Consider the following 22,614-nt stretch of genomic DNA (forward strand, 5'->3'; position numbering starts at 1 on the left):
CGCACACCGTTCCCCTGGGGACGGAGGACGGTGTGCCCGCGACGACTTCCGCGCGGCTCCGGCGACACAGCCCGGCCCGCGCGCCCGTTCCGACGCTCGACGCCCGAGCTCGGAGTCCGACGCTCGAAGCCCGAAGTTCGAAGGGGGAAACGCCGTGGAACGTCATCCGCAGCGCTGGCTCATCCTGGTCGTGCTCTGTCTCAGCAGCCTGGTGCTGGTGATCGACAACATGGTGCTCACGGTGTCCATCCCGCCGATCGCGGAGGACCTCAAGGCCGGGGCGCAGGACATCCAGTGGATCATCGACTCGTACATCCTGGTCTTCGCCGGCCTGCTGCTCACCTCCGGCAGCCTCTCCGACCGCTTCGGACGGCGGAGGGTGATGATCGTCGGGCTGGCGCTGTTCGGCGCCGCCTCACTGGTCGCGGCGTACGCCGGCAGCCCCGGTGAGCTGATAGCCGGGCGTGTCCTGATGGGCGTCGGCGGCGCGCTGGTCATGCCGAGCACGCTCTCCATCCTGATCACCGTCTTCGACGACGAGGAGCGCCCGAAGGCGATCGCCGCGTGGACCGCGGTGGCCATGGTCGGCCTGGTCGGCGGTCCGGTGCTGGGCGGCGCGCTGATCGCGCACTTCTGGTGGGGCGCGGTCTTCCTGCTCAACGTGCCGATCGCGGCCGTCGCCATCGTCGCCGCGGTGCTGCTGATGCCGGAGTCCAAGGGACCGTGGCGCCGCCCCGACCTGCTCGGCATGGTGCTGTCGATGGTCGGCATGACGGCGCTGGTGTGGTCGATCATCGTGCTGCCCCAGGACGGCTTCACCAGCGCGAGCACCCTCGGCGCACTCGCCCTCGCGGTGGCCTCGCTGGTCGGCTTCGCCGTCCGGCAGGTCCGCACCGACTCGCCGATGGTCCCGATCAAGCTGTTCCGCAACCGGGTCTTCACCGGCGCCAGCTTCTCGCTCATCCTGCTGACCTTCGCGACCGGCGGGCTGATGCTGGTCCTCACCCAGTACCTCCAGTTCGTGCTGGAGTTCTCGCCCACCGACACCGGCCTCGCCTTCATCCCGCTGGCCATCGCCTCGCTGGTGTTCAACGCGCTGGGCGCGGTGCTCGGCAAGAAGGTCCCGGCGCGGGTGTTCACCTCGATCGGCATGCTGATCATCGCGGGCGGCTTCGGACTGCTCGCCACCCTCTCGGTCGGCGACGGCTTCACCAAGGTCTCCCTGGCCATGCTGGTGCTCGGCATCGGCTCCGGCCTCGCCATGCCGGCCGCCTCCAACGCGCTGATGAGCGCCATCCCCAGTGAGCACGCCGGCGTCGGCTCCGCGCTCAACGACACCATCCAGCAGTCCGGTGCGGCGCTCGGCGTGGCCATCCTCGGCACCGTGCTCTCCAGCACCTACACCGGCGCGATGCCCGCGGCCGCCCCCGCCGCCGCCCGCCACGACATCACCGGCGCGCTCGCGGTGGCCGGCTCCACCGGGGACGGCGGCCTGGTCGCGGCCGCCCGGGAGGCGTTCAACACCGCCACCTCCACCACCTTCACGGCGGGCGGCATCGCGGTCGTCGCGGCGGCGGCGCTCACCCTGGTGCTGATGCGCGACGGCCGGAAGACCGCCGGTACGGGGGCCGAGCCCCCGGCGGTGCCGGAGGCCGAGCCGGTCGCCTGACCGGCCCCTCTCCCCGGACAGATCGCCCCGGCCGCCTCGTGCGGCCGGGGCCGTCGGCGTCCGCCCGCTGTCCTGCAGCCCTCCTGCTGCTGTCCTGCTGCCGTCCGCCCGCCCGCCGGGTCCCTGCGGGGCGCGTAGCCTCGGATCATGGAACCGTCCGCCTCGTACCAGGAACGCGCGTGCCGGCTGCCCGGCGCGGTCCTGTGGACGAAGCCGGCCCTCGGGCGTACGGGCGGTCGTGCGAGTGCCGGGCGTACGGGCGCCGCGCGGGCCGGGCTCGTCCTGCCCGACGGCTGCATGGACCTGCTGTGGACGGAGGGCCGGCTGCTGGTCGCCGGACCGGACACCCGCGCCTTCCATCCCGGCCCCGGACTGCGCGGCCCCTGGGCGGGCGTACGCTTCCGGCCCGGCTCCGCCCCCGCCCTGCTCGGCGTCCCCGCACACGAACTGCGGGACCGCCGCGTCGAGTTGGCCGACCTGCGGTCCGCCGCCGAGGTCCGGCGGCTGACCGAAGGCATCGACGCGGCCCCCGACCCGGCCGCCGCCCTGGAGGCCCTGGCCCTGCGGCTGGCCGCCGACGCCCAGCCCGAGGACCGCCTGATCCGCGCCGTGGCCGCCTCGCTCGCCGCCGGCCGCTCCGTCGCCGCGACGGCCGAAACGGTCGGCCTCGGCGCCCGCCAACTGCACCGCCGCTCCCTGGCCGCCTTCGGCTACGGGCCCAAGACCCTCGCCCGGATCCTGCGCCTCCAGCGCGCCCTGGCCCTCGCCCGCTCCGGCGTCCCGCAGGCCGAGACGGCGGCCCGGACCGGCTATGCGGACCAGGCCCACCTGGCCCGCGACGTACGGGAGTTGGCGGGCCTGCCGCTGACCGCGCTGCTCTCCTCCTAGGGCCTGTCCTCGAGCGGTGCCAGCAGGTCCACCCCGTTGCCGTCCGGATCGTGCACCACGGCGTACCGCTGCCCCCAGAAGGCGTCCCACGGCTCCAACTCCCCGTGGTACCCGGCGCCGGTCAACTCTCCGTACACCGCGTCCACCTGCGCGGGACTCGCGCAGCGGAACGCCAGTGCGGACCGGCCACCGCCGCTCGGCGGCCGCCAGCCGGGATGGAACGACCGGATGGTGGCCTCGGAATCGAGTACCAGAAGCGGCCCGCCCGGCACCTCACCCTCGACGTGCGGCTCCCCCTCCGCCCCCTCGGGAAACCCCACCCCCAGCCGCCGGTAGAAGCCGACCGAGGCGGCCACATCCGCAACGGCCAGCCCGACGAACGCGAACTGCGGTACACCTGTGCTGTTCATGCCCCCACGCTAGGCACCCCCGCCCCACCCGGTCTTGAACGAATCGGACACCGGCCGCCCGACGGCTCGGCTACGAGGGCATCACCCCGTGGATGCGGGAGAGGGTGAAGACCCGTTCGGCGTCGCGCAGGTGGCACCAGGCGTGGAGGTAGGGCGCGTCGAGTTCGAGGCGGCTCAGGGTGCGGACGGTCGTGTTGCCCGAGGTGGCGGTGTACTCGACGGTGATCGATTGCTTCTCGTTGACGGCGTGGGCCAGTTGGCGGACGTCGGTGAAGGACAGGTTGCGCGCGTGCCCGGCGATGATCTCCTCGGTGTCGCTGGCGTAGGGGCGGCCGTCGTCGGGGTCGGGCTCCGGAGCCTCCTGCGGGGCCGCCAGTAGCCGGGCGGCGACGGCTGCCAGGTCGGTGGCGGTCCGGGCGCCCGCGACGCGGACGGCCTTCCGCCGTGGGCCGGCGGGTCGGCGCGGGGTCGGGAGTGGGTTCGTTGCCCGGTGTCGCCGGGTCCGCTCGATGCGGACGGATCCGTCCTGCTCCTCGGCGACGGGGGCGTAGCCCGCCGACCGCAGGGCCGCGAGCGTCTCGTCCGGCGGGGTCCGGCTGATCAGCACCGTCGGTGCCAACTGCCGCAGGCCGAGCGGGGCGAGCCTGCGGTGGGCGGCCAGTTCGGCGAGGAGGGCGGGTTCCGCGCCGTGGATCACGCAGGCCGCGGAGACGACGCGCACCCGGCCGTGGCCGCGCGCGGTGTCGCGGATCAGGTACGCGAGCGGTTGTGGCAGCGGTTCCGTGGTGGTGGCGACGGCGATGGCGGCGAGGTCGGCCGTCAGCGTGTCGGCGGTGTGGCCGGCGTCGAGGGCGCGGCGGACGCTGTCCGGGCTGAACCGCCACACCGACGCCGTACCGGTGGCCTCCCGGTCGGCGACGGAGTCCAGCAGCGTGACGAGGGGCGTCGAGGGCGTGCCGGCGACCACGGCCGTGAGATCGCTGCCGAAGCGGGCGGACCCGGTGGAGGCGGGCAGCAGCCGTCGACAGGCGGCGGCCACCGCGTCCGGGCCGTCGGCGTCCAGGGCCGCCCCGAGCGGGGACAGGGCGCCGAGGGCGAGGACGCCGAGCAGCTCCGATTCGCGGACCAGGGTGGCGAACGGGCTGGCGTCCTGGGCGAGTTGGTCGACGAGCGGACGCTGCCACGCGATCAGCGCCCCCAGGTCCGCCGGGTCGCTCGCCCCCTCACCCGCCGGGAGCCGCGCCGCGGAGGCGAGCAGTCCGTGCCGGGCCTGGACGCAGCCCCCGCGGGGCGGGGCTCCGGCGAGGGCGGGCAGCGCCTTCCCCTCCTCGTCGCGGCTCCCGCCGGGGGTCAGCGGCAGTGTCCACCAGGCGCGGAGGAGCACGGCGAGCCGGTCGGCGGGTTCCCCCTCCGCCCAGCCGTCGTAGGCCTCGGTCGCCGCGACCCGGTCGCCGTCCCGGGCCAGCAGCCCGGCCGCGGCGGCCGACTCCAGCGCGATGCGCACCACGGTGTCGTCGCACTTCGCGGCCTTGCCGAGCCGGGACAGCTCGCGGGCTCCGATCCCGCCGGACTTCAGCCGGGCCGGGGGAGCGGCGGCGCACGCCGCGAGGACGGAGGAGGCGTGGGCGGCGAACGCCATCGCCGCGGCGGAGGCCTCCCGGTCGACGGCCGATCCGGTGACGGGCCGTGTCCGGACCGCGGGCGGGACGGGCGTGAACGGGGCGTGCCAGCCGGTGCCGCGCAGCGCGAGGGCCACCTCCGAGGGCATCCGGGCGGGCCCGTACCAGCGCCCGTCCCGGATCAGCAACCCCCGTTCCAGCGCCCACCGTTCGCCCGGCCCGGGATCCGGCCGCGGGAGGCCGTACAGGATGCGGGCCGACCGCTCCGGTGCCTGCCGCGCACGTTGCTCCAGGAGTTTCCGAGTAGCCGCGGGGGCCTTGGCGACCAGCGCGGTGACCCGGTCCGGATCGCCGTGGTGGTCGATCAGCGCGGCCAGCCGCTTCTGCTTGGTGCCCGTCGACGTGATGCCGACGGCGGCGAGCATGCGGCCCAGATCGGTGGAGGTCGTGTCCGCGAGCAGCCGTGCCAGTGGCGCGTCCAACCCGAGGGGTGCGGCCCACACCTGCCGCAGCGGCGCCGCCACGTGCAGCCGCCCGTCGCCGCCCGGCCACACCAGCGCGCGATCAGCCAACTCCCGCAGTACCGCGTCCAGTTGGTGAGCGCGCTCCCCGTCCGTCGCGTCGAGGAGGTTCGCCAGTACGTCCCGGGTGGCAGGCGCCAGCGCGGCGGCGCCCTCCGCCACCTGGAGTTCGGGCAGCGTGAGCCGGGGGATCGCCAGCGCGACCGAGGCCGGGCGCTGGAGCCGGTCCGCCAGTTCGCCGACCGATCGCGGCTCCGGCTCCACCGCGGCGTCCGGGCGCGAGGCCAGGACCCGTACGACCTGTGCCGCGTCGGCGCCGCGCAGCCACGCGACCAGGGTCGATCCACTTGTCTTGCCGATGGGGAACACCTCACCACAGAGGACGGACGCCGTCCCAGGTCGGAACCGGCCGGGGCTCAAGCATGGCAAACACGGTGTGCCGGCGGGCGGTTCGGGCCGCACGGCGAAGCGACCGGCGGGCGGTTCGGGAGACAGCGAGGGCCCGGGCCGCGGTCGGTGGTCGCGGTCCGGGCCCTCGGGGACGGGAGCGTACGGGAGCAGCACCCGCGGCAGGGCGGTCAGTGCAGGACGTTCAGGGAGTTGGTGGCGTCGTCGACGAAGTACACGGCGTCGCGGTCGAGGTCGACCGCGAGCCCGAACAGGGCGCCGGCGCCGGGCGGGGTGCCGCTGTCGTCGAGCGTGCGGACGGCGACCTGGTCGCCGGCGGGGGTGGTCTCGACCAGGTTGCCGTCGCCGGAGTTCACCGTGAGGACGTCGCCTCCGGGGGCGACGGCCAGGCCGAGCGGCCCGTTGAGGTTGCCGCCGGTGCTGACGGTGGTGCCGGTGCCGGCGTCGGAGACGCGGTGGACGGCGTCGGGGATCGCGGCGATCCGGTTGGCGAGGGTGTCCGCCACGTAGAGCGTGTCGTCGTGGCCCAGGCCGACGCCGGTCGGGCCGATCACCAGGGCGGCCGGGTCGGTGCGCTGGCCGAAGCCCGAACCGATCCGGGTGGTCGCGATCCGCTGCGGCGGTGCGCCGCCCGGCCGGCACAGGGTGATCCGCAGGACGGTGCCCTGGTCGACCTCGGCCCCGCCGCCCGCGACCGTGCCGTTCAGCAGGTTGGTCACGAACAGCTCGTCGCGGTCGCCGGAGCTGACGGCCGTCATGTCCCACGGGCCGTTGATGCCGTCGCCCGCGATGGTCTCGCGGACCGTTCCGTTGCTGTCCAGCACCAGCAGGCAGCCTGCCTGGACGGTGGCGGAGGTGCCGTCCGTGGTGGGCGTGCTGCCGACCACGACCCAGCCGCCCGGCAGGACGGTCAGCGCCGTCGAGAGCCCGACCCCGCCGGGGCACGGCCCGGGCAGGTGCGCCGGGTCGATCTGGGCGAACGTGCTGACGGCGCCGTCCGGACTCACCTGGACCAGGGTGGTCCCGGTGCCCTGCTGGTTCTGCGCGTTGTTGAAGTTGCTGATCAGGACGTTGCCGCGGTGCAGCCTGCCCGTGCTGTGCCGGATCACGAACGTGCCGTACGGGTTCACGTCCCCGTTCGCGGGCACGGTCGAGGCGACCGGGGACACGGTGTTCAGCGGCCCGAGGAACGGTGCTCGGCCGACGGCGCCCCCCGCCGCCGTGGCGCCGAGCACCACCACGGCGGCGGCGACCACGCCGGCCTGCCCCCAGAACCTCATGCGCGAAGAGTGAAGTCTCATAGCGCGAAGTTATGTCGTGGTCGAATCGCCTGGCGCGCGGAGTTCACCCAGCGGGGTCCCGCGGGGACGCCAGGGGTCCGGGCCCGCCTCGCCCGGGAGGGCGCCGCTAGGAGAGCGCCGCGAAGCCGGTGCAGAGCAGGCGGACGCTCCGGGTGAACTTCTCGTCCTGGCCCACGCGCGGGATCAACGGGCCCATGAGCAGGGGGAACCGCTCGCACAGCTCGGCGTACTGCTCCGCGGTGACGGGCGGTGGCGCCGCCGGCTGGTTCTGCTCCTGGAGCACGAAGCCGGTGACGTGGCTGAGCAGGGTGTCGGCGGCGATGCCGCAGTGCTCGGCGGGGAGGCCGGCGTCGAGGAGGGTGCGCAGCAGGCGTTCCATCAGGGAGAGGGCGCCGGGGCTGAGCACGCCGGGGCTCTCGGCGAGGAGCTGGGCGCCGCCGGGGTGCTGTTTGAGGCTCAGGCGCAGGGCGGCGGCCTGGGCCTCGACGCGGTGCTGCCAGGTGGCGGTGGGCGGGAGGGCGGCGAGGGCCTCGGTGCCGGCGTCGTACGCGCTGCGGCAGACCCGGTCGGCCATCAGGGCGAGCAACTCGTCCTTGCCGCGCACGTGGTAGTAGAGGCTGCCCGCGTGGGCGTCCAGGCGGTCGGCGACCTGGCGCATGGACAGGTTCTGGTAGCCGACCTCCGCGAAGACGGCCATGCCCGCATCGACGATGCGCTCCTTGGTGAGCTTCATGCGGTCCACCGTACAACGTTTTCCAACACTGTTCGAAAACTGTGCTAGCTTGGCGTCATCAGGTTTTCGAACGGCGTTGGAAAACGCCGGAACCGGGGGGAGGGCCAGACATGGGAGCGATCGTCTTCAACGTGACCACGGCCGCGCTGATGGTCATGATGGTCAACTGCGGGCTCGGCGTCGTCGGCCGCGACACCCTGCGCGGACGGCCGCTCCCGTGGGCGGCGGTCGCCCTGACCGCGCTCGCCGTCGGCGGCGTCCTGCTCCAGCTGCTCTGGTCCGGCGCCATGGACGCGCTCGACGCGGACCCCGCCAAGTCCGGCTGGTGGCGCGAGCTCACCTCGGTGTTCATGCAGAACGGCGGCCTCTTCGGCGGCCTGTGGAACCTCGTCACCCTCGCCGCCGTCGCCGCCCTCGCCCAGTGGTACTGGGGCGGCCCGCTCACCCTCGGCCTCTTCCTCGCCGGCATCCTGCTGCCCGGCCGCGTCGACAGCCTGCTCGGCCTCGGCGGCGGCCCCAGCACCGACCCCCGCAACTTCGCCGGCAGCTCCGGCGCCACCTACTTCCTCGGCGCCACCCTCGCCCTGGCCTTCCTCACCCGCACCCGCCTCCCCAAGGAGCTCGCCCTGGCGGCCGGCGTCCCCGCCCTCGGCCTCGCCATGTGGATCGCCCAGGAGAACGGCCACGGGCTGGTCTCCGTCTACGGCTTCGCCCTCGCGGCAGCCGCCTGGGCCGTCCGCCGCCGGCTCCGCCCGGCCGGCGCGTCCCACCCGGCCCCCGGCCGGGCGGCCTGACCCGCGGCCCTGCCCTGGAGACCGGCTAGGGAGTCCGGCCGACTCCTTCGATGAAGCCGGTCACGCGCTGCGCGTAGGCGTCCGGATGGCTGAGGTGGGGGACGTGCCCGGCTCCCTCGAAGGTGTGGGTCTCGGCCTGCGGCAGGGCCGCGGAGAGCCGGGCGACGATCGCGGCGAACCAGGGCGGGCTCTGCGTCCCCTTCGTCAGCAGGGCGGGCCCGGTGTAGTGGGAGAGGCGGCCGAGGTCGAGGTTGGCCCACTGCGGGTCCGCCTGCTCGTCCGCGAAGGTGGGGGCGTTGGCGACGAAGGTCTCGCGGAGCTGCTCCGGCAGTCGCTCCCAGGCGCCGGGCCCCAGGGCGACCTCCTCCACGAACCGGCGGGCCCCCGCGAGGGTCCGGCCGGCCGTCAGGAGGGCGAGGACGGATTCGATCCTCTCCCCGGTGGCCGCCGTCAGCGGCAGCAGCCGGGGGTCGTCGGCGACGGTGCCCAGGAGCGGGGGCTCGTGGGCGACGAGGCCCCGGAAGAGCTCGGGCCGCCGGGCCGCCAGGCCGAGCGCGGTCGAGGCGCCGAAGGAGTTGCCCGCGACGTATGCCGGCGCGAACCCGAGGGTCTCGATCAGCGCGGCCAGGTCCTCCTCGTCCTCGAACCGGGACCCCCGCCCCGGCGGGCGTTCGCTCCGGCTGTGCCCCCGCCGGTCGTAGACGAGGACCCGGAACTTCTGCGCGAGGGCGGGCAGGACCGGCCCCCAGCTGCCGTGGTCGCCCCACGAGCCGTGCACCAGGACCAGCGGCTCGCCGTCCCCGTCCACCTCGTAGAAGAGCTCGACCCCGTTCACCGCGACCCGTGGCATGCCGCCCTCCTCACCGACAGGCGGCGGTCGCCGCCGGGGCCATTGAGGCACCCCGGGCCCGGCCCCGCAACCGCCACGGGCCCGACACCACGCGCACGGCCGCCCCGCGCGATTGGGGCGGATCAAAGCCCTGACGGGACGGAAGCCCAAGGACGCGGAAACGACGAAGGCCCGGACCGCTGAGCGGTCCGGGCCTTCTGCCGGCGGAGGATACGAGATTCGAACTCGTGAGGGGTTGCCCCCAACACGCTTTCCAAGCGTGCGCCCTAGGCCTCTAGGCGAATCCTCCGTGGGAGAGCTTAGTACATGTTTCGGGGTGCTCGCGACCACCTGTCCCGCAGGCGGGAGGGTGGGGGTGGCCTGTGGATCGTTGGGGCGGGGATCCGGTACTGTGGGGGTCAGCCCCTCGTGTGGCGTCATCTCTCTGAACCCCCCCAGGGCCGGAAGGCAGCAAGGGTAAGAGGGCTCTGGCGGGTGCGCGAGGGGTCTTTGCGTTCCCGGGGCCCGGTCGGGGACGGTCGGCGGAGTGAGGGGCGACGCGTTTGTCGGTCCGTCCCGATATCGTCGGGGGTGTGTCCCTAGCCCTGTACCGCCGCTACCGCCCCGAGACCTTCGCGGAGGTCATCGGGCAGGAGCACGTGACCGCTCCGCTCCAGCAGGCCCTGCGCAACAACAGGGTCAACCACGCGTACCTGTTCAGCGGGCCGCGCGGCTGTGGCAAGACGACGAGCGCGCGCATCCTGGCCCGTTGCCTCAACTGCGAACAGGGGCCGACGCCGACGCCCTGCGGGGAGTGCCAGTCCTGTCGGGACCTCGCGACCGGCGGGCCCGGGTCGATCGACGTGATCGAGATCGACGCCGCCTCGCACGGTGGTGTGGACGACGCGCGCGAGCTGCGCGAGCGGGCGTTCTTCGCGCCGGTGCACAGCCGGTACAAGATCTTCATCCTGGACGAGGCCCACATGGTGACCTCGGCCGGCTTCAACGCGCTGCTGAAGGTGGTCGAGGAGCCGCCGGAGCACCTCAAGTTCATCTTCGCGACCACCGAGCCGGAGAAGGTGATCGGGACGATCCGGTCCCGGACGCACCACTACCCGTTCCGGCTGGTCCCGCCCGGCACGCTGCGCGACTACCTGGCGGAGGTGTGCGGCCGGGAGGGGATCCAGGTCGAGGACACCGTGTTCCCGCTGGTGGTGCGGGCGGGGGCCGGGTCGGTGCGTGACTCGATGTCGGTCATGGACCAGCTGCTGGCCGGGGCCGGCGAGGGCGGCGTGACGTACCAGATGGCCACGGCGCTGCTCGGGTACACCGACTCCGCGCTGCTGGACGAGGTGGTGGACGCCTTCGCCGCGCACGACGGGGCGACGGTGTTCCAGGTGATCGACCGGGTGGTCGAGGGCGGGCACGACCCGCGCCGCTTCGTCACCGACCTGCTGGAGCGGCTGCGCGACCTGGTGATCCTGGCCACCGTGCCGGACGCGGGGGAGAAGGGGCTGATCGACGCCCCGGCCGACCGGGTCGCGGTGATGCAGGCGCAGGCGGACGCGTTCGGCGCGGCCGAGCTGAGCCGGGCCGCCGACCTCGTCAACACCGGGCTGACCGAGATGCGCGGCAACGCGGCGCCCCGGTTGCAGCTGGAGCTGATCTGCGCCCGGGTGATGCTGCCGGGCGCGTACAGCGACGAGCTGTCGTTGCAGGCGCGGATGGACAAGCTGGAGCGACGGGCGTCCGCGGGCGGGTTCGCCGCGCCGATGGCGGTGCCCGGGGGCATGCCGATGGCGGCTCCGACGGCGACGCCTCCGATGGCGGTGGCGCCGGTGGCGCCGGTGGCGCCGGTGGCCGAGGTGCCGGTGGCGCCCGCGCCGGTCCAGTCCGCCGTCGCACCGGCAGCGCAGGCCCCCCAGCCCGTACAGCCCGTACAGGCCGCGCCGCCCGCCGCCGCGCCCGCCGGGCCGGCGCCGGGTGCCTGGCCGATCCCGCGCAGCTTCCCGCCCGCCGGCGGGGCCCCCGCTGCGGCTCCCGCGGCGCCCCCCGTGGCGCCGCCGCAGGCCGCCCCGGCGCCGGCCCCGGCGCTGGCCGCCGCTCCGGTGCCCGCCCCGGCCCCCGCCCCGGTGGCGGCTCCCGGTGGGCAGCCGTCGGCGTCCGCGCAGCAGGGTGCCGCGCAGGTGCGGCAGCTGTGGCCGCAGATCCTGGAGGCGGTGAAGAACCGCCGCCGCTTCACCTGGATCCTGCTCAGCCAGAACGGCCAGGTGGCCGGGTTCGACGGCAGTGTGCTCCAGGTGTCCTTCATCAACGCCGGCGCCCGGGACAGCTTCGTCGGCAGCAACAGCGACGACGTGCTGCGCTCCGCGCTGGCCGACGCGCTGGGCGTGGACTGGCGGATCGAGTGCATCATCGACCCGTCCGGCGGCGTCGGCGGCCCGTCCGGCGGTGGCCTGTCCGGTGGTGGCCAGAGCGGCGGCGCACCGGGGGGCGGTGCCCAGGCCGGTGGCGGCTGGGGAGCCCCGGCGGCGCGTCCGGCGGCCGCCGCGCCGCCGATGCCCGCGCCCGCCCCGGCGCCCGTGCAGGCTCCGCCGGTCCAGGCCGCGCCGGCGCCCGTCCAGGCCCCGCCCGTGCAGCCCGCGCCGGTGCAGGCCCCGCCGCCGGTGGCGGCGCAGGCCCGTCCGGTGCGGTCGGTGGCTCCGGAGGACGACGTCCCGGAGGCGGACGACCCGGACCTCAAGGAGGACGTGTTCTCCGGCCAGGAGCTGATCATCCGCGAGTTGGGGGCGACGGTGCTGGAGGAGATCCACCACCAGGGCTCCTGAACCGGCCCCCGGGTCCTCCGGCCCAGGTCTCCGGGCCTACGGGCCCCTGAGCGGACCCTGATCCGGGCCCGATCCGGGGCCCGGACCGGCGGGCAGCACGTAGGCTCGGCGGTGACGGACGAAGCGCCGTACGACAGCCGTGACAGCAAGGAGACAGCCGTGTTCCCCGGTGGTGGCCAGCCCAACATGCAGCAGCTGCTGAAGCAGGCGCAGAAGATGCAGCAGGATCTCGCGAACGCCCAGCAGGAGCTGGCCGAGGCGAAGGTGAGCGGTTCGGCGGGCGGCGGCCTGGTCGAGGCGACGGTGACCGGTGCCGGTGAGCTGGTGGCGCTGAGCATCTCCCCGGCCGCCGTGGACCCGGACGACACCGAGACCCTGGCCGACCTGGTCCTGGCGGCCGTCCGGGACGCCAACCAGACCGCGCAGAAGCTGCAGGCCGAGCGCATGGGCCCGCTGACCCAGGGCCTGGGCGGCGGCGGCATCCCCGGCCTGCCGTTCTGACGTCGTCCAACGGCGGCTTCCAAGGCCAGAAGGTCTGAAGTTCAGACGACAGACCCATGTGATTTATGTGGGAGTCGGGCGTCGGGCGCTGTGTCCGACGCCCGATTCGTTGGATGATGGCACCGGAGCACCACCGGCCGTCCGGCACCACCGGCCCCGGCCGTCCGGCTCCACCAGCTTTCCGGCTCCACGGGCCGCCAGGCCCCACGGGCCGCCAGGCTCCACCAGCCACCCGGCTCCACCGGCCGTCCGGCACACCGACCATCCGAGGGAAGGCGCGACGTTGTACGAGGGCGTGGTTCAGGACCTGATCGACGAACTGGGCAGGCTGCCCGGCGTCGGGCCCAAGAGCGCGCAGCGGATCGCCTTCCACGTGCTGCAGTCCGACCCGACGGACGTGCGCCGGCTGGCGCACGCGCTGCTGGAGGTCAAGGACAAGGTCCGCTTCTGCGCGGTCTGCGGCAACGTCGCGGAGGCCGAGCGGTGCCGGGTCTGCCTGGACCCGCGCCGCGACCTCGCCGTCATCTGCGTGGTCGAGGAGCCGAAGGACGTCGTCGCCATCGAGCGCACCCGTGAGTTCCGCGGCCGCTACCACGTGCTGGGCGGCGCGATCAGCCCCATCGAGGGCGTCGGCCCGGACGACCTGCGGATCCGCGAGCTGCTGTCGCGCCTCGCGGACGGCACGGTCACCGAGCTGATCCTGGCCACCGACCCCAACCTGGAGGGGGAGGCGACCGCCACCTACCTGGCCCGGCTCTGCAAGCCGATGGGCCTGAAGGTGACCCGTCTGGCGAGCGGCCTGCCCGTCGGCGGGGATCTGGAGTACGCGGACGAGGTCACCCTCGGCCGCGCCTTCGAAGGGAGACGACTGCTCGATGTCTGACCGGACGATCAACCAGCAGCCCCACACCCCCCACCAGCAGTCCCACGGGGAACCGGGGGCGCACGCCCCGCACGTCCACGGCCACGGCTCGGAGCCGGACGACTTCGCCGTGCAGATCGCCGACTCGGTGGAGAGCTTCGTGCTCGCCGTCACCGAGGTCGCCAAGGGCGACGAGCCCGGCAGTGCGGTCTCGCTGCTGCTCCTGGAGGTCTCGCAGCTGCTGCTGGCCGGCGGCCGGCTGGGCGCGATCGAGGACGTCGTCCCGGAGGACCGGTTCGAGCCGGACACCGGCCCCGAGCCGGACGGCGAGCAGCTGCGCGAGCGCCTCGCCGAGCTGCTCGCGCCGATCGACGTCTACCACGAGGTCTTCGACCCGTACGGTCCGCCGGAGAAGCCCAACGCCTTCCGGATCTCGGACGACCTGGCCGGCGTGGTCAGCGAGCTCCAGCACGGCCTGACCCACTACCGCGAGGGCCGGGTCAGCGAGGCGCTGTGGTGGTGGCAGTTCTCGTACCTCTCCAACTGGGGCACGACCTGCACGGCGGTGCTGCGGGCCCTGCAGTCGCTGATCGCCCACGTCCGGCTGGACAGCCCGATCGGCGCGGCGCCGGACGGCGCGGACACCGACGACGACGGGCTCACCGACGAGCAGCTGGAGCAGCAGGCGGGCGACCTGATGGCGGCCGAGCTCGGCCTCGGGCGGTAGTTTCCCGGACGGAAATCCGGTGGAATCCGGCGGATCGCGGGCAGATCGTGGCACGGATCCCGGCACGGATCGCGGGCACAACGCGGCACGGATCCCGGCACGGATCCCGGCACGGATCGCGGGCTGATCGAATGCGCCCTCGGATTGTGACGAATGCCTCAGCGCCCCGGCCGGAAAAGAAATCCGGCCGGATCGCCGTCCCCCGGTCGGGCGATTCTTCGGAGCGGTACCGAATCGCCCGCAGACCTGACGGCGGAGCCGCCCGTACGGCCGCTCACGTGCTGAAACTACCGTCTCACGATATGGAAAGCGCCGGTCGGAGCACCCCTGCTCGGTAGACTGACGACGACCGCACCCCCCTCTCCCCCGGGGGGTACGGGGGCCCGTAGCCCCCGGAAAAGACTTCGAGTCGAGGAGCGCACGTGGGCCTTGTCGTGCAGAAGTACGGCGGCTCATCCGTTGCGGATGCCGAAGGCATCAAGCGCGTGGCCCGCCGAATCGTTGACGCCAAGAAGGCCGGCCATGAGGTCGTCGTCGTGGTGTCCGCGATGGGCGACACGACGGACGAGCTCATCGAACTCGCGGAGCAGGTGTCACCGCTGCCTGCCGGCCGTGAGTTCGACATGCTGCTGACCGCTGGAGAGCGCATCTCCATGGCGCTGCTCGCCATGGCGATCAAATCCCTGGGGCACGAGGCGCAGTCCTTCACGGGCAGCCAGGCCGGTGTCATCACCGACTCCGTGCACAACAAGGCGCGCATCATCGATGTGACGCCCGGTCGCATCCGCACCGCCCTGGACCAGGGCAACATCGCGATCGTGGCCGGCTTCCAGGGCGTCTCCCAGACCAGCAAGGACATCACCACGCTGGGCCGGGGCGGCTCGGACACCACCGCCGTGGCGCTCGCCGCCGCGCTGAAGGCCGAGGTCTGCGAGATCTACACCGACGTGGACGGCGTGTTCACCGCCGACCCGCGCGTGGTGAAGAAGGCCCGCAAGATCGACTGGATCGCCTACGAGGACATGCTGGAGCTGGCCTCGTCGGGTTCCAAGGTGCTGCTCGATCGGTGTGTCGAGTACGCCCGTCGCTACAACATCCCGATTCACGTACGCTCGTCCTTCTCGGGTCTTCCCGGGACGATCGTCAGCAACGACAACCCGAACAAGCCCGAAGGGGGCGAGATGGAGCAGGCCATCATCTCCGGAGTCGCCCACGACACCTCCGAGGCCAAGGTCACCGTCGTCGGCGTGCCCGACAAGCCGGGCGAGGCGGCGCGCATCTTCCGCGCCATCGCCGACGCCGAGGTCAACATCGACATGGTGGTGCAGAACGTCTCCGCCGCGTCGACAGGCCTGACCGACATCTCCTTCACCCTGCCCAAGACCGAGGGCCAGAAGGCCATCGACGCGCTGGGCCGGGTCAAGCAGGGCATCGGCTACGAGTCGCTCCGCTACGACGACGCGATCGGCAAGATCTCGCTGGTCGGCGCCGGCATGCGCTCCAACCCGGGCGTCACGGCGACCTTCTTCGAGGCGCTGTCCGCCGCGGGCGTCAACATCGAGCTGATCTCCACCTCGGAGATCCGCATCTCGGTGGTCACCCGCGCCGACGACGTGCCGGAGGCCGTCCGTGCCGTGCACAGCGCCTTCGGCCTGGACAGCGAGAGCGACGAGGCCGTCGTCTACGGCGGCACCGGGCGATGACCCGGGAACGGAGCGGGAGCACCGGGCGATGACCCGGGCACCGGGCCGGGACGCCGGGCGATGACCCGGCGTCCCAACCTCGCCGTCGTCGGCGCCACCGGCGCGGTCGGTGAGGTGCTGCTCGGGCTGCTCTCCCTCCGCCAGGACGTCTGGGGCGAGGTCCGACTCGTCGCCTCCCCGCGCTCGGCCGGCCGTACGGCGCTGGTGCGCGGGGAGACCGTCGGGGTCGTCCCGCTGACCGAGGAGGCCTTCGCGGGGATCGACGTCGCGGTCTTCGCCGTCCCCGACCAGGTCTCCGCCCAGTGGGCGCCGATCGCGGCGGCCAAGGGCGTCGTGGTGGTCGACGACTCGGCCGCCTTCCGCACCGCCGAGGACGTGCCGCTGGTCGTCCCGGAGGTCAACGCGGCCGCGCTGCGGATCCGCCCGCGCGGCATCGTCGCCAGTCCGGCCGGCACCACCCTCGCGATGATCGCCGCGGTCGGCGCGCTGCACGCCGAGTACGGGCTGGCGCAGCTCGTGGTCGCCTCCTACCAGGCCGCCGGCGGCGAGGGCCGCGACGGCGAGGCGGCGCTGCGCGCGCAGACCGGGCTGGTGGCGGGCACCGCGGTGGGCCGGCAGACCGGCGACCTGCGCGCGCTGATCGCCGATCAGGGGCCGTTCGCCGCCCCGCTCGCGCTCAACGCCGTGCCCTGGACCGGCGGGCTGCGCGACGGCGGCTGGTCCGCCGAGGAGATGGGCATCCGCGACGAGTCCCGCAAGGTCCTCGGCCTGCCCGTCCTGAAGGTCTCGGCGACCTGCGTCCACATCCCCGTCATCCGCACCCACGCGCTGGCCGTGCACGCGCGGTTCGAACGCGAGGTCACCCAGGAGCACGCGCAGGAGATCCTGCGGGACGCGCCCGGCGTGGTCCTCTACGACGACCCGGCGGCGGGCGAGTTCCCGACGCCGAACGACGTGGTCGGGACGGACCCGGTCTGGGTCGGGCGGGTCCGGCGGGCGCTGGACGAGCCGGAGGCGCTGGACCTCTTCCTCTGCGGGGACAACCTGCGCAAGGGCGCGGCGCTCAACCTGGTGCAGCTGGCCGAGCTGGTGGCGGCGGAGCTGACGGCGGGAACGCCGACGGATTAGAGAGTGACGGGCCCTCACGGGTTCCGATGTGCCCGCTTGTGTCCACACCTGTGTCCATACCTGTGTTCGCTCCTCGACACAATCTGTCCGGAATCCCGTGGGAATCCCCTGGAGGCCTCTTCAGCCGATGCGGAAGAATGGGCCCCGGGCCGGGCAACCATGACAGGGGATCGAGTGTCCAACGTGCGTGGCGAACGTGATGGTGGGGGCAAGGGCGGGCATCCCGGCAAGAGCCGCGGTGTCCTTCCCCTCGCGCGCCCCGAGGCCTGCGAGTAGGCCGGAAGAAGACCAGATGACGGCGGCCGCACCCGGTGCGGCGGACTCCGGTGCCGGTACCGACGCGGGTACCAGCGAGGACCTGCTCACCGCGACCTACCAGGCGCACTACCGCTCGCTGCTGCGGCTCGCCGCGCTGCTCCTCGACGACCTCTCGACCTGCGAGGACGTCGTCCAGGAGGCGTTCATCCGGGTGCACGCCGCCCGGCGCCGGGTGCGCGAGCCCGAGAAGACCCTGGCGTACCTGCGGCAGACGGTCGTCAACCTGTCCCGCTCCACGCTGCGCCGCCGCATCCTCGGGCTGCGACTGCTGCCGAAGCCCATGCCTGACATGGCCAGTGCAGAAGAAGGTGCTTACGATGCCCTGGAGCGCGACCAGTTGAAGGCCGCGCTGCGTGGTCTGCAACGCCGTCAGCGGGAGGTTCTGGTGCTGCGTTACTTCGTGGACATGACGGAGGCGCAGGTCGCCGAGACCCTGGGCATCTCGCTCGGCTCGGTGAAGGCCTACGGCTCGCGCGGGCTCGCCGCCCTGCGCGTCCAGATGGCGGCCGGACATGGCTGAGGCGGACGGCGACCGACGGCGGCCGGCGGACGGCACTCCGGAGGCGGGCGGGCCTGAGGTGAACGGACCCGGGACGCCCGGGGCGAACGAGCCCGGGGCGACCGGGCTCGGGGCGACCGGGCCCGGCGCTTCCAGAGCGAGCAGGTCCGGGGCCGAGGCCCCGGAAGAGCTGCTGTCCCTGTCCACCGAGGAACGGGCGGTGCGCGAGCTGCTGCACGGCGCCGTCTCCGGCATCCAGCCCGCGGCCGGCGGGCTGCCGCGGATCCGGCGGGCGGTGCCCCGCCGCCGGGCCGCCCGGCGCGGTGCCTGGACCGGGGCGGCCGCGCTCGCCTTCGTCGTCGCGATCGGCCTGCCCGTCCTGCACGAGGGGGAGCACCTCGGGCTCTCCGGCGGCCCCGGCTCGGCCGACGCCAAGAGCCCGGCCGCCACCTCGCCCAGCGGCACCGCCGGGACGACCGGCGGCACCGGGGCGGCCTCGCACGCGAACCCGAGCGGCCCCGGCGACACCACCCCGCCGCCCGGTACGGCCTCGGCCCCGCACAGCCCCGGCGGCGGGCAGGCGAGCACCGACGGCGGCGTCGCGCCCAGCGGGACCTCCGGCGCCGGTGACGGCGGCATCGTCCCGCTCTGCACCCGGACGGACCTCGGTGAGGGCCTCGCCCAGGTCGGCACGGCCGACGGCGACGGGCGGATCTACGGCTCGTTCACCGTCTACAACGTGTCCGGGCGCAGCTGTCGGCTCGGCGGGCCGGGCTCGGTGGCGGTCACCGCCGTCAGCGGCGGCGACCGCGGCCGCATCCGCACCGCCGACCACGCCCCGGGCGACCCGGCCGCCGGCCTGCCCGCGATGGACGGGGAGCCGCCGGTGCTCGCGCCGCGGGCCGGGTACCGGGTGCCGTTCGCCTGGGTCCCCGACCAGACCTGTACCGGCTCGGGCACCCTGAGCACCCCGTCGAACAGCGTCAACCAGGTGGCCCTGCGCTCGGACGTCCCCGCCGCCGAGTCCGGCGCCCCGGCCTCCGTCCCCACCAGTGAGGTCAGCGCCAACCCGCCGGCCTCCTCGTCCCCGTCGGCGGGCCCCACCACGGCCCCCAGCCCGACCGCGACGCCGACCGGCAACCCGACCACCGCGCCGCCCGCCGTGACCATCGCCCACACCCCCGCCCCCGGCAGCCCGGCGGCCGCCACGGCGACCCTGCCGGTGGCGTGCAGCGGCACCGTCTACCGCGGCGGCGTCCAGGGGCTGGGCGGCCCGGCGCCGCAGCCGTCGGGCTCGCCGACGGCTCGGTGACGGCTCGGTGACGACGGCCTGAGCGTGGCCGCCGATGTAGAGGAGAGGCCGGGGCGACCGCCCGGAGGCGGCCGTGTGCGGGGCCCGGGGGACGGGGCGGGTGTGAGGAGTGGATACCGTGGGGGTGTGTACCGGTTCCTCCTGACTCCGCGCTGGCTCGGCGGCACCGTCGTGGCCGTGGCGGCCGTGGCGGTGTGCCTGTGGCTGGGTTCCTGGCAGCTCGGCCGCTTCGAGGACCGGGTGTCCACGCACCAGGAGGCCAAGCAGGCGGTCACCGCTTCGGGTGACGCCCGGCCGATCGACGCGCTGCTCAACCAGGCGACCCCGCAGGTGAGCACGGAAACCGTCGGCAGGACCGTCACGGTGACCGGCAGCTACGACGGCGAGCACCAACTGCTCGTCCCCAACCGCGTGGTGGACGGCAAGCAGGGCTACTACGTGCTCACCCCGCTGCGCACCGCCGACGGACACGCCGTCGCCGTGGTGCGCGGCTGGTCGGCCGGGGACCCGGCCGTCGCCGGGCCGCCGCCGGGCGGAGAGGTGACGGTGACCGGGCGCCTCCAGGCCAACGAGTCGGTGGGCAGCAACGGCGCGGTGGCGGGCGGTCTGCCCGCCGGGCAGCTCGGCATGATCAACCGGGCCTCGCTGCTGAACGTGCTGGAGTACGACGGCTGGTACGACGGCTGGGTGGCCGCCGACGACGCGCCCGCCGGGCTGGCCTCCGTACCGACCGTGCAGCCCCAGGGCGGCGACGGGCTCACCCTGCGCGCGTTCCAGAACCTGGGCTACACCCTGGAGTGGTTCGTCTTCGGCGGGTTCGTGGTCTTCATGTGGTACCGCCTGGTGCGCCGGGAGGCGGAGGCGGAGCAGGACCGGGCCCTCGGGCTGGACCCGGTCCTGGACTGACCGGCGGCGCCTTGACGCAGACGCCGGTTCGGCGCTCGGCCGCTCCGGTTCGGCGCTTGGTCACCCCGGTTCGGCGCTTGGTCACCCCGACTCGGCGTTCGGCCGCCCCGGCTCAGCGCTTGGTCGGCAGGGCCGGTGCCGGTGTCGGCTTGACCGCCGGCGGGGGCGTCGTCGGCGTCGGCGTCTGCGGGGGGAGCAGCGGCTGGGTCGGGGTCGACGAGCCGGTGGGCAGCGGCGTCGGGTCGCTGTGGCAGTGGCCGTTGCCGTTGCCGCCGCTGCCGTTGTGGTCGTCGGAGTCGTAGTGGTCGATGTGGTGGTGCACGCTGCGACCGGTCTTGGAGCCCTTGGACCCCGACCCCTTCGAACCGGACGAGCCGCTCTTGCCGCCCCCCTTGGCGAGCTGGACCGGGTCGCCCCCGTCCGCGGGCGGCGTGTACACCGCCCGTACGACGGCCGCCCCCGGACCCGCCGCGCCCGCCTTGGTCGCGGTGCCGGCGTGCGGAGTGACGGGCGGCGCGACGGGCGGCGCGACGGGCGGCGTCGCGGCGGCGGTCGGTGACGCGGGCACGGCCGGCGCGGGCGCGACGGCCGAGGAGCTCGGTACCGGCGGGCCGGTCGGGGGCGGGCAGGACGCGGTGTTCCGCTGTGAGCCCGAGCAGCCGGTGAGCACCAGGGCCCCGGCGACCGCCACCCCCGCGAGCATCAGCAGGCGTCTCACGCAGCCCCTCCGTCTCCGTCACGCCCGGCCGTGCCCAGGTGCCGCCGCACGAAGTCGATCTCCAGTCGCAGCTGCTTGATCCGCTCCTCCACCACCAGCGAGCCGTGCCCGGCGTCGAAGCGGTACACCTCGTGCGGCTTGCCGAGCCGCTCCAGCCGCTCGACGTAGTTGTCGATCTGCCGGATCGGGCAGCGCGGGTCGTTGACCCCGGCGCTGATGTAGACCGGCACCCGCACCCGCTCGACGTAGGTCAGCGGCGAGGAGGCGGTGAAGCGCTCCGGGACCTCCTCCGGGGTGCCGCCGAAGAGCGTGCGGTCCAGCGACTTGAGCGCCTCCATCTCGTCGGCGTACGCGGTGTGGTAGTCCGCGACCGGGACGGCGGCGAGGCCGAGGGCCCAGTCGTCGGGCTGGACGCCGAGGCCGAGCAGGGTCAGGTAGCCGCCCCAGCTGCCGCCGGTGAGGACCAGCCGGGCCGGGTCGGCGAGGCCGCTGTCGACGGCCCAGGCGCGGACCGCCGCGATGTCCTCCAGCTCGATCAGGCCGACCCGCTCGTGCAGCGCGTCCGTCCAGGCCTGGCCGTAGCCGGTCGAGCCGCGGTAGTTGACCCGGACCACCGCGAAGCCGTGGTCCAGCCAGGCGGCCGGACCGGCGGCGAAGGAGTCGCTGTCGTGGTGCGTCGGGCCGCCGTGGATCTCGAACACGGTCGGGTACGGGCCCTGCGCGGGCGTCGCCGGCCGCTGCACCAGGGCGTGCACCCGCCCGCCGGGCCCGTCCACCCAGACGTCCTCGACCGGCACCGAACCGGGCGGCACCGCGCCGGGCGCCCGCAGCACGACCGTCCCGGCGGTGGAGCGGACGGCGGAGGGCTCGGCGGCGGAGGACCACAGGTACTCGACGGTGCCGTCCGGACGGGCGGTGGCGCCGCTGACGGTGCCGCGCGGGGTCTCCAGGCGGGTCAGCCGGCCGTCGGCGAGCGCGTACGAGAACAGCTCGCTGCGCGCCTCGTACTCGTGCTCCACCAGCAGCGCCTCGGCGCCGGGGCGCCACTGCGCGGAGACGTCGCCGGGCAGCTCGCGGCCCTGCTCGTCGCGCAGCGGGAGGGCGGTCTCGGCGCCGGTGGCGACGTCCCAGATCATCGGCTCCCAGCGGCCGGTGCGCTGGTGGGCGACCAGCAGGCGGGTGTCGCCCTCGACCGGGGCGAAGCCCAGGCAGGCGACGCCGCGCGGCTCGTCCCGGCCGGTGACCTCGTCCAGCTCGGCGACGGTCTCGACGCCGCCGTCGGCGGTGATGCGCACGACCCGGATCGCGGAGTGCATCGCGTCGCCGTGCTCGGTGTGGTCGATGGCGAGCAGGGTGCTGTCGTGGCTGAGGTCGCCGATGCCGCCGTACTCCTCGTGCCGGTAGACCTCGACCGGCACGGTGGCGCCGGGGCGGCGCAGGTGCAGGGTGGTGCCGTCCTCGTCGGTCGAGCGGCCGACCACCACGGTGCCGTCGCGGCCCAGGGCCAGGCCGGCCGAGTAGGAGGCGGCGAGGCCGGGCACGGCCTCCTCGTCGGGGCCGCCCGCGAACGGCTGGCGGCGCCAGACGCCGAACTCGTCGCCGTCGTGGTCGTCGAACCACCAGACCCAGTCGCCGTCGGGGGACAGCTCGGCGTCAGTGGTGCCGTTCGGACGGTCGGTGACCCGACGGTGGGCGCCGGTGGTGCGGTCCCAGGCGTAGACCTCGTAGGTGCCGGTCGCGTTGGACACGTACAGCGACCGGTCGGGGGCGTCCTCGGCCCAGTCGGGCAGCGACACCCGGGCCGCCCTGAACCGCTGCTCCCACGCCGGTACGGCGCTCTTCTCCTCGCTCATCCGACCATCCAACCCGATCGGGGGGAGGGAAGGGAACGGGCGGGTGGGCTTCGGCCCACCCGCCCCGTGCCGCCGGGGTGGCGGCGG

19 protein-coding genes, 1 tRNA gene and 1 other RNA gene are annotated in these 22,614 nt (G+C 74.4%); 13 read left to right on the forward strand and 8 right to left on the reverse strand.

The annotated features are described in order from the left end of the window. Positions 1-154: 154 nt before the first annotated feature. Together ACWDD9_RS09015 and ACWDD9_RS09020 are read left to right on the forward strand one after the other, a co-directional pair. Positions 155-1,669, forward strand: a complete 1,515-nt coding sequence (locus ACWDD9_RS09015) for an MFS transporter (RefSeq protein WP_449811191.1) — start codon at positions 155-157, stop codon at positions 1,667-1,669. 147 nt (positions 1,670-1,816) lie between these two features. Continuing rightward, a complete protein-coding gene (locus tag ACWDD9_RS09020) occupies positions 1,817-2,557 on the forward strand; it encodes a helix-turn-helix domain-containing protein (protein ID WP_449811192.1) in 741 nt (246 codons plus the stop codon). Here ACWDD9_RS09020 and ACWDD9_RS09025 read toward each other — a convergent pair. The 4 genes from ACWDD9_RS09025 to ACWDD9_RS09040 all read right to left on the reverse strand — a co-directional run bounded on the left by ACWDD9_RS09025 (position 2,554) and on the right by ACWDD9_RS09040 (position 7,549). Then, complete coding sequence (locus ACWDD9_RS09025; RefSeq protein ID WP_380779742.1) at positions 2,554-2,967, reverse strand: VOC family protein; 414 nt, start codon at positions 2,965-2,967, stop codon at positions 2,554-2,556. The genes ACWDD9_RS09020 and ACWDD9_RS09025 overlap by 4 nt on opposite strands. Positions 2,968-3,037: 70 nt before the next feature. Next, positions 3,038-5,476 carry a helicase C-terminal domain-containing protein gene (locus ACWDD9_RS09030; protein WP_449811193.1) on the reverse strand — a complete coding sequence of 813 codons (2,439 nt, stop codon included), beginning with the start codon at positions 5,474-5,476 and terminating at the stop codon, positions 3,038-3,040. A 209-nt stretch (positions 5,477-5,685) separates the two neighbouring features. Continuing rightward, positions 5,686-6,795 carry an NHL repeat-containing protein gene (locus tag ACWDD9_RS09035; RefSeq protein WP_063780175.1) on the reverse strand — a complete coding sequence of 370 codons (1,110 nt, stop codon included), beginning with the start codon at positions 6,793-6,795 and terminating at the stop codon, positions 5,686-5,688. 127 nt (positions 6,796-6,922) lie between these two features. Then, positions 6,923-7,549, reverse strand: a complete 627-nt coding sequence (locus ACWDD9_RS09040) for a TetR/AcrR family transcriptional regulator (protein WP_388044988.1) — start codon at positions 7,547-7,549, stop codon at positions 6,923-6,925. A 110-nt stretch (positions 7,550-7,659) separates the two neighbouring features. Here ACWDD9_RS09040 and ACWDD9_RS09045 point away from each other — a divergent pair, with 110 nt between their 5' ends. Next, on the forward strand, positions 7,660-8,343 hold the full coding sequence (locus ACWDD9_RS09045) for a hypothetical protein (RefSeq protein WP_449811194.1): 684 nt from the start codon (positions 7,660-7,662) through the stop codon (positions 8,341-8,343). Positions 8,344-8,368: 25 nt separating this feature from the next. On the opposite strand, the gene ACWDD9_RS09050 is transcribed toward ACWDD9_RS09045, so the two are convergent. After that, a complete protein-coding gene (locus ACWDD9_RS09050; RefSeq protein WP_449811195.1) occupies positions 8,369-9,193 on the reverse strand; it encodes an alpha/beta fold hydrolase in 825 nt (274 codons plus the stop codon). Between the two features lie 204 nt (positions 9,194-9,397). Beyond that, positions 9,398-9,482 (reverse strand) — tRNA-Ser (locus tag ACWDD9_RS09055). Between the two features lie 108 nt (positions 9,483-9,590). Here ACWDD9_RS09055 and ffs point away from each other — a divergent pair. The 10 genes from ffs to ACWDD9_RS09105 all read left to right on the forward strand — a co-directional run bounded on the left by ffs (position 9,591) and on the right by ACWDD9_RS09105 (position 19,956). Further along, positions 9,591-9,687, forward strand: an RNA gene (ffs, locus tag ACWDD9_RS09060) — signal recognition particle sRNA small type. A 78-nt stretch (positions 9,688-9,765) separates the two neighbouring features. Then, complete coding sequence (locus tag ACWDD9_RS09065) at positions 9,766-12,000, forward strand: DNA polymerase III subunit gamma and tau (RefSeq protein WP_449811196.1); 2,235 nt, start codon at positions 9,766-9,768, stop codon at positions 11,998-12,000. A 159-nt stretch (positions 12,001-12,159) separates the two neighbouring features. Further along, positions 12,160-12,501, forward strand: coding sequence for a YbaB/EbfC family nucleoid-associated protein (locus ACWDD9_RS09070; RefSeq protein ID WP_074001802.1), 342 nt, complete (start codon positions 12,160-12,162; stop codon positions 12,499-12,501). Between the two features lie 283 nt (positions 12,502-12,784). Further along, positions 12,785-13,384, forward strand: coding sequence for a recombination mediator RecR (gene recR, locus ACWDD9_RS09075; protein WP_049658152.1), 600 nt, complete (start codon positions 12,785-12,787; stop codon positions 13,382-13,384). Further along, positions 13,377-14,090 carry a DUF5063 domain-containing protein gene (locus tag ACWDD9_RS09080; protein ID WP_241852803.1) on the forward strand — a complete coding sequence of 238 codons (714 nt, stop codon included), beginning with the start codon at positions 13,377-13,379 and terminating at the stop codon, positions 14,088-14,090. Before recR ends, ACWDD9_RS09080 begins: the two co-directional genes overlap by 8 nt. Before the next feature lie 422 nt (positions 14,091-14,512). Further along, complete coding sequence (locus tag ACWDD9_RS09085) at positions 14,513-15,793, forward strand: aspartate kinase (RefSeq protein ID WP_074001801.1); 1,281 nt, start codon at positions 14,513-14,515, stop codon at positions 15,791-15,793. A 60-nt stretch (positions 15,794-15,853) separates the two neighbouring features. After that, entirely contained in the window at positions 15,854-16,921 is a 1,068-nt protein-coding gene (locus ACWDD9_RS09090) for an aspartate-semialdehyde dehydrogenase (RefSeq protein ID WP_449811197.1), read from the forward strand. Positions 16,922-17,213: 292 nt separating this feature from the next. After that, complete coding sequence (locus ACWDD9_RS09095; RefSeq protein ID WP_049658157.1) at positions 17,214-17,759, forward strand: SigE family RNA polymerase sigma factor; 546 nt, start codon at positions 17,214-17,216, stop codon at positions 17,757-17,759. Positions 17,760-17,958: 199 nt separating this feature from the next. After that, positions 17,959-19,050: a hypothetical protein gene (locus ACWDD9_RS09100; RefSeq protein ID WP_416873723.1), complete on the forward strand. Its 1,092-nt coding sequence runs from the start codon at positions 17,959-17,961 to the stop codon at positions 19,048-19,050. Positions 19,051-19,176: 126 nt separating this feature from the next. Continuing rightward, the gene (locus ACWDD9_RS09105) at positions 19,177-19,956 is read left to right on the forward strand and encodes an SURF1 family protein (protein ID WP_049661142.1); all 780 of its coding nucleotides are present in this window, start codon (positions 19,177-19,179) and stop codon (positions 19,954-19,956) included. A 112-nt stretch (positions 19,957-20,068) separates the two neighbouring features. Here the strand turns inward: ACWDD9_RS09105 and ACWDD9_RS09110 are convergent, their stop codons facing one another. Both ACWDD9_RS09110 and ACWDD9_RS09115 read right to left on the reverse strand, forming a co-directional pair. Next, on the reverse strand, positions 20,069-20,674 hold the full coding sequence (locus ACWDD9_RS09110; protein ID WP_449811198.1) for a hypothetical protein: 606 nt from the start codon (positions 20,672-20,674) through the stop codon (positions 20,069-20,071). Beyond that, positions 20,671-22,527 (reverse strand): S9 family peptidase, encoded by a 1,857-nt coding sequence (locus tag ACWDD9_RS09115; RefSeq protein ID WP_449811199.1) that lies wholly within the window; start codon positions 22,525-22,527, stop codon positions 20,671-20,673. Before ACWDD9_RS09115 ends, ACWDD9_RS09110 begins: the two co-directional genes overlap by 4 nt. Positions 22,528-22,614: the final 87 nt, after the last annotated feature.

Source organism: Kitasatospora sp. NPDC001119, assembly GCF_053598475.1.

Excerpts from the sequence above, each read along its gene's own strand:
- ACWDD9_RS09080 (WP_241852803.1), top strand. The coding sequence starts at position 13,377 with ATGTCTGACCGGACGATCAACCAGCAGCCCCACACCCCCCACCAGCAG.
- ACWDD9_RS09095 (WP_049658157.1), top strand. The coding sequence starts at position 17,214 with ATGACGGCGGCCGCACCCGGTGCGGCGGACTCCGGTGCCGGTACCGAC.
- ACWDD9_RS09050 (WP_449811195.1), bottom strand. The coding sequence starts at position 9,193 with ATGCCACGGGTCGCGGTGAACGGGGTCGAGCTCTTCTACGAGGTGGAC.
- ACWDD9_RS09045 (WP_449811194.1), top strand. The coding sequence starts at position 7,660 with ATGGGAGCGATCGTCTTCAACGTGACCACGGCCGCGCTGATGGTCATG.
- ACWDD9_RS09090 (WP_449811197.1), top strand. The coding sequence starts at position 15,854 with ATGACCCGGCGTCCCAACCTCGCCGTCGTCGGCGCCACCGGCGCGGTC.
- ACWDD9_RS09115 (WP_449811199.1), bottom strand. The coding sequence starts at position 22,527 with ATGAGCGAGGAGAAGAGCGCCGTACCGGCGTGGGAGCAGCGGTTCAGG.
- ACWDD9_RS09035 (WP_063780175.1), bottom strand. The coding sequence starts at position 6,795 with ATGAGGTTCTGGGGGCAGGCCGGCGTGGTCGCCGCCGCCGTGGTGGTG.
- ACWDD9_RS09025 (WP_380779742.1), bottom strand. The coding sequence starts at position 2,967 with ATGAACAGCACAGGTGTACCGCAGTTCGCGTTCGTCGGGCTGGCCGTT.
- ACWDD9_RS09020 (WP_449811192.1), top strand. The coding sequence starts at position 1,817 with ATGGAACCGTCCGCCTCGTACCAGGAACGCGCGTGCCGGCTGCCCGGC.
- ACWDD9_RS09040 (WP_388044988.1), bottom strand. The coding sequence starts at position 7,549 with ATGAAGCTCACCAAGGAGCGCATCGTCGATGCGGGCATGGCCGTCTTC.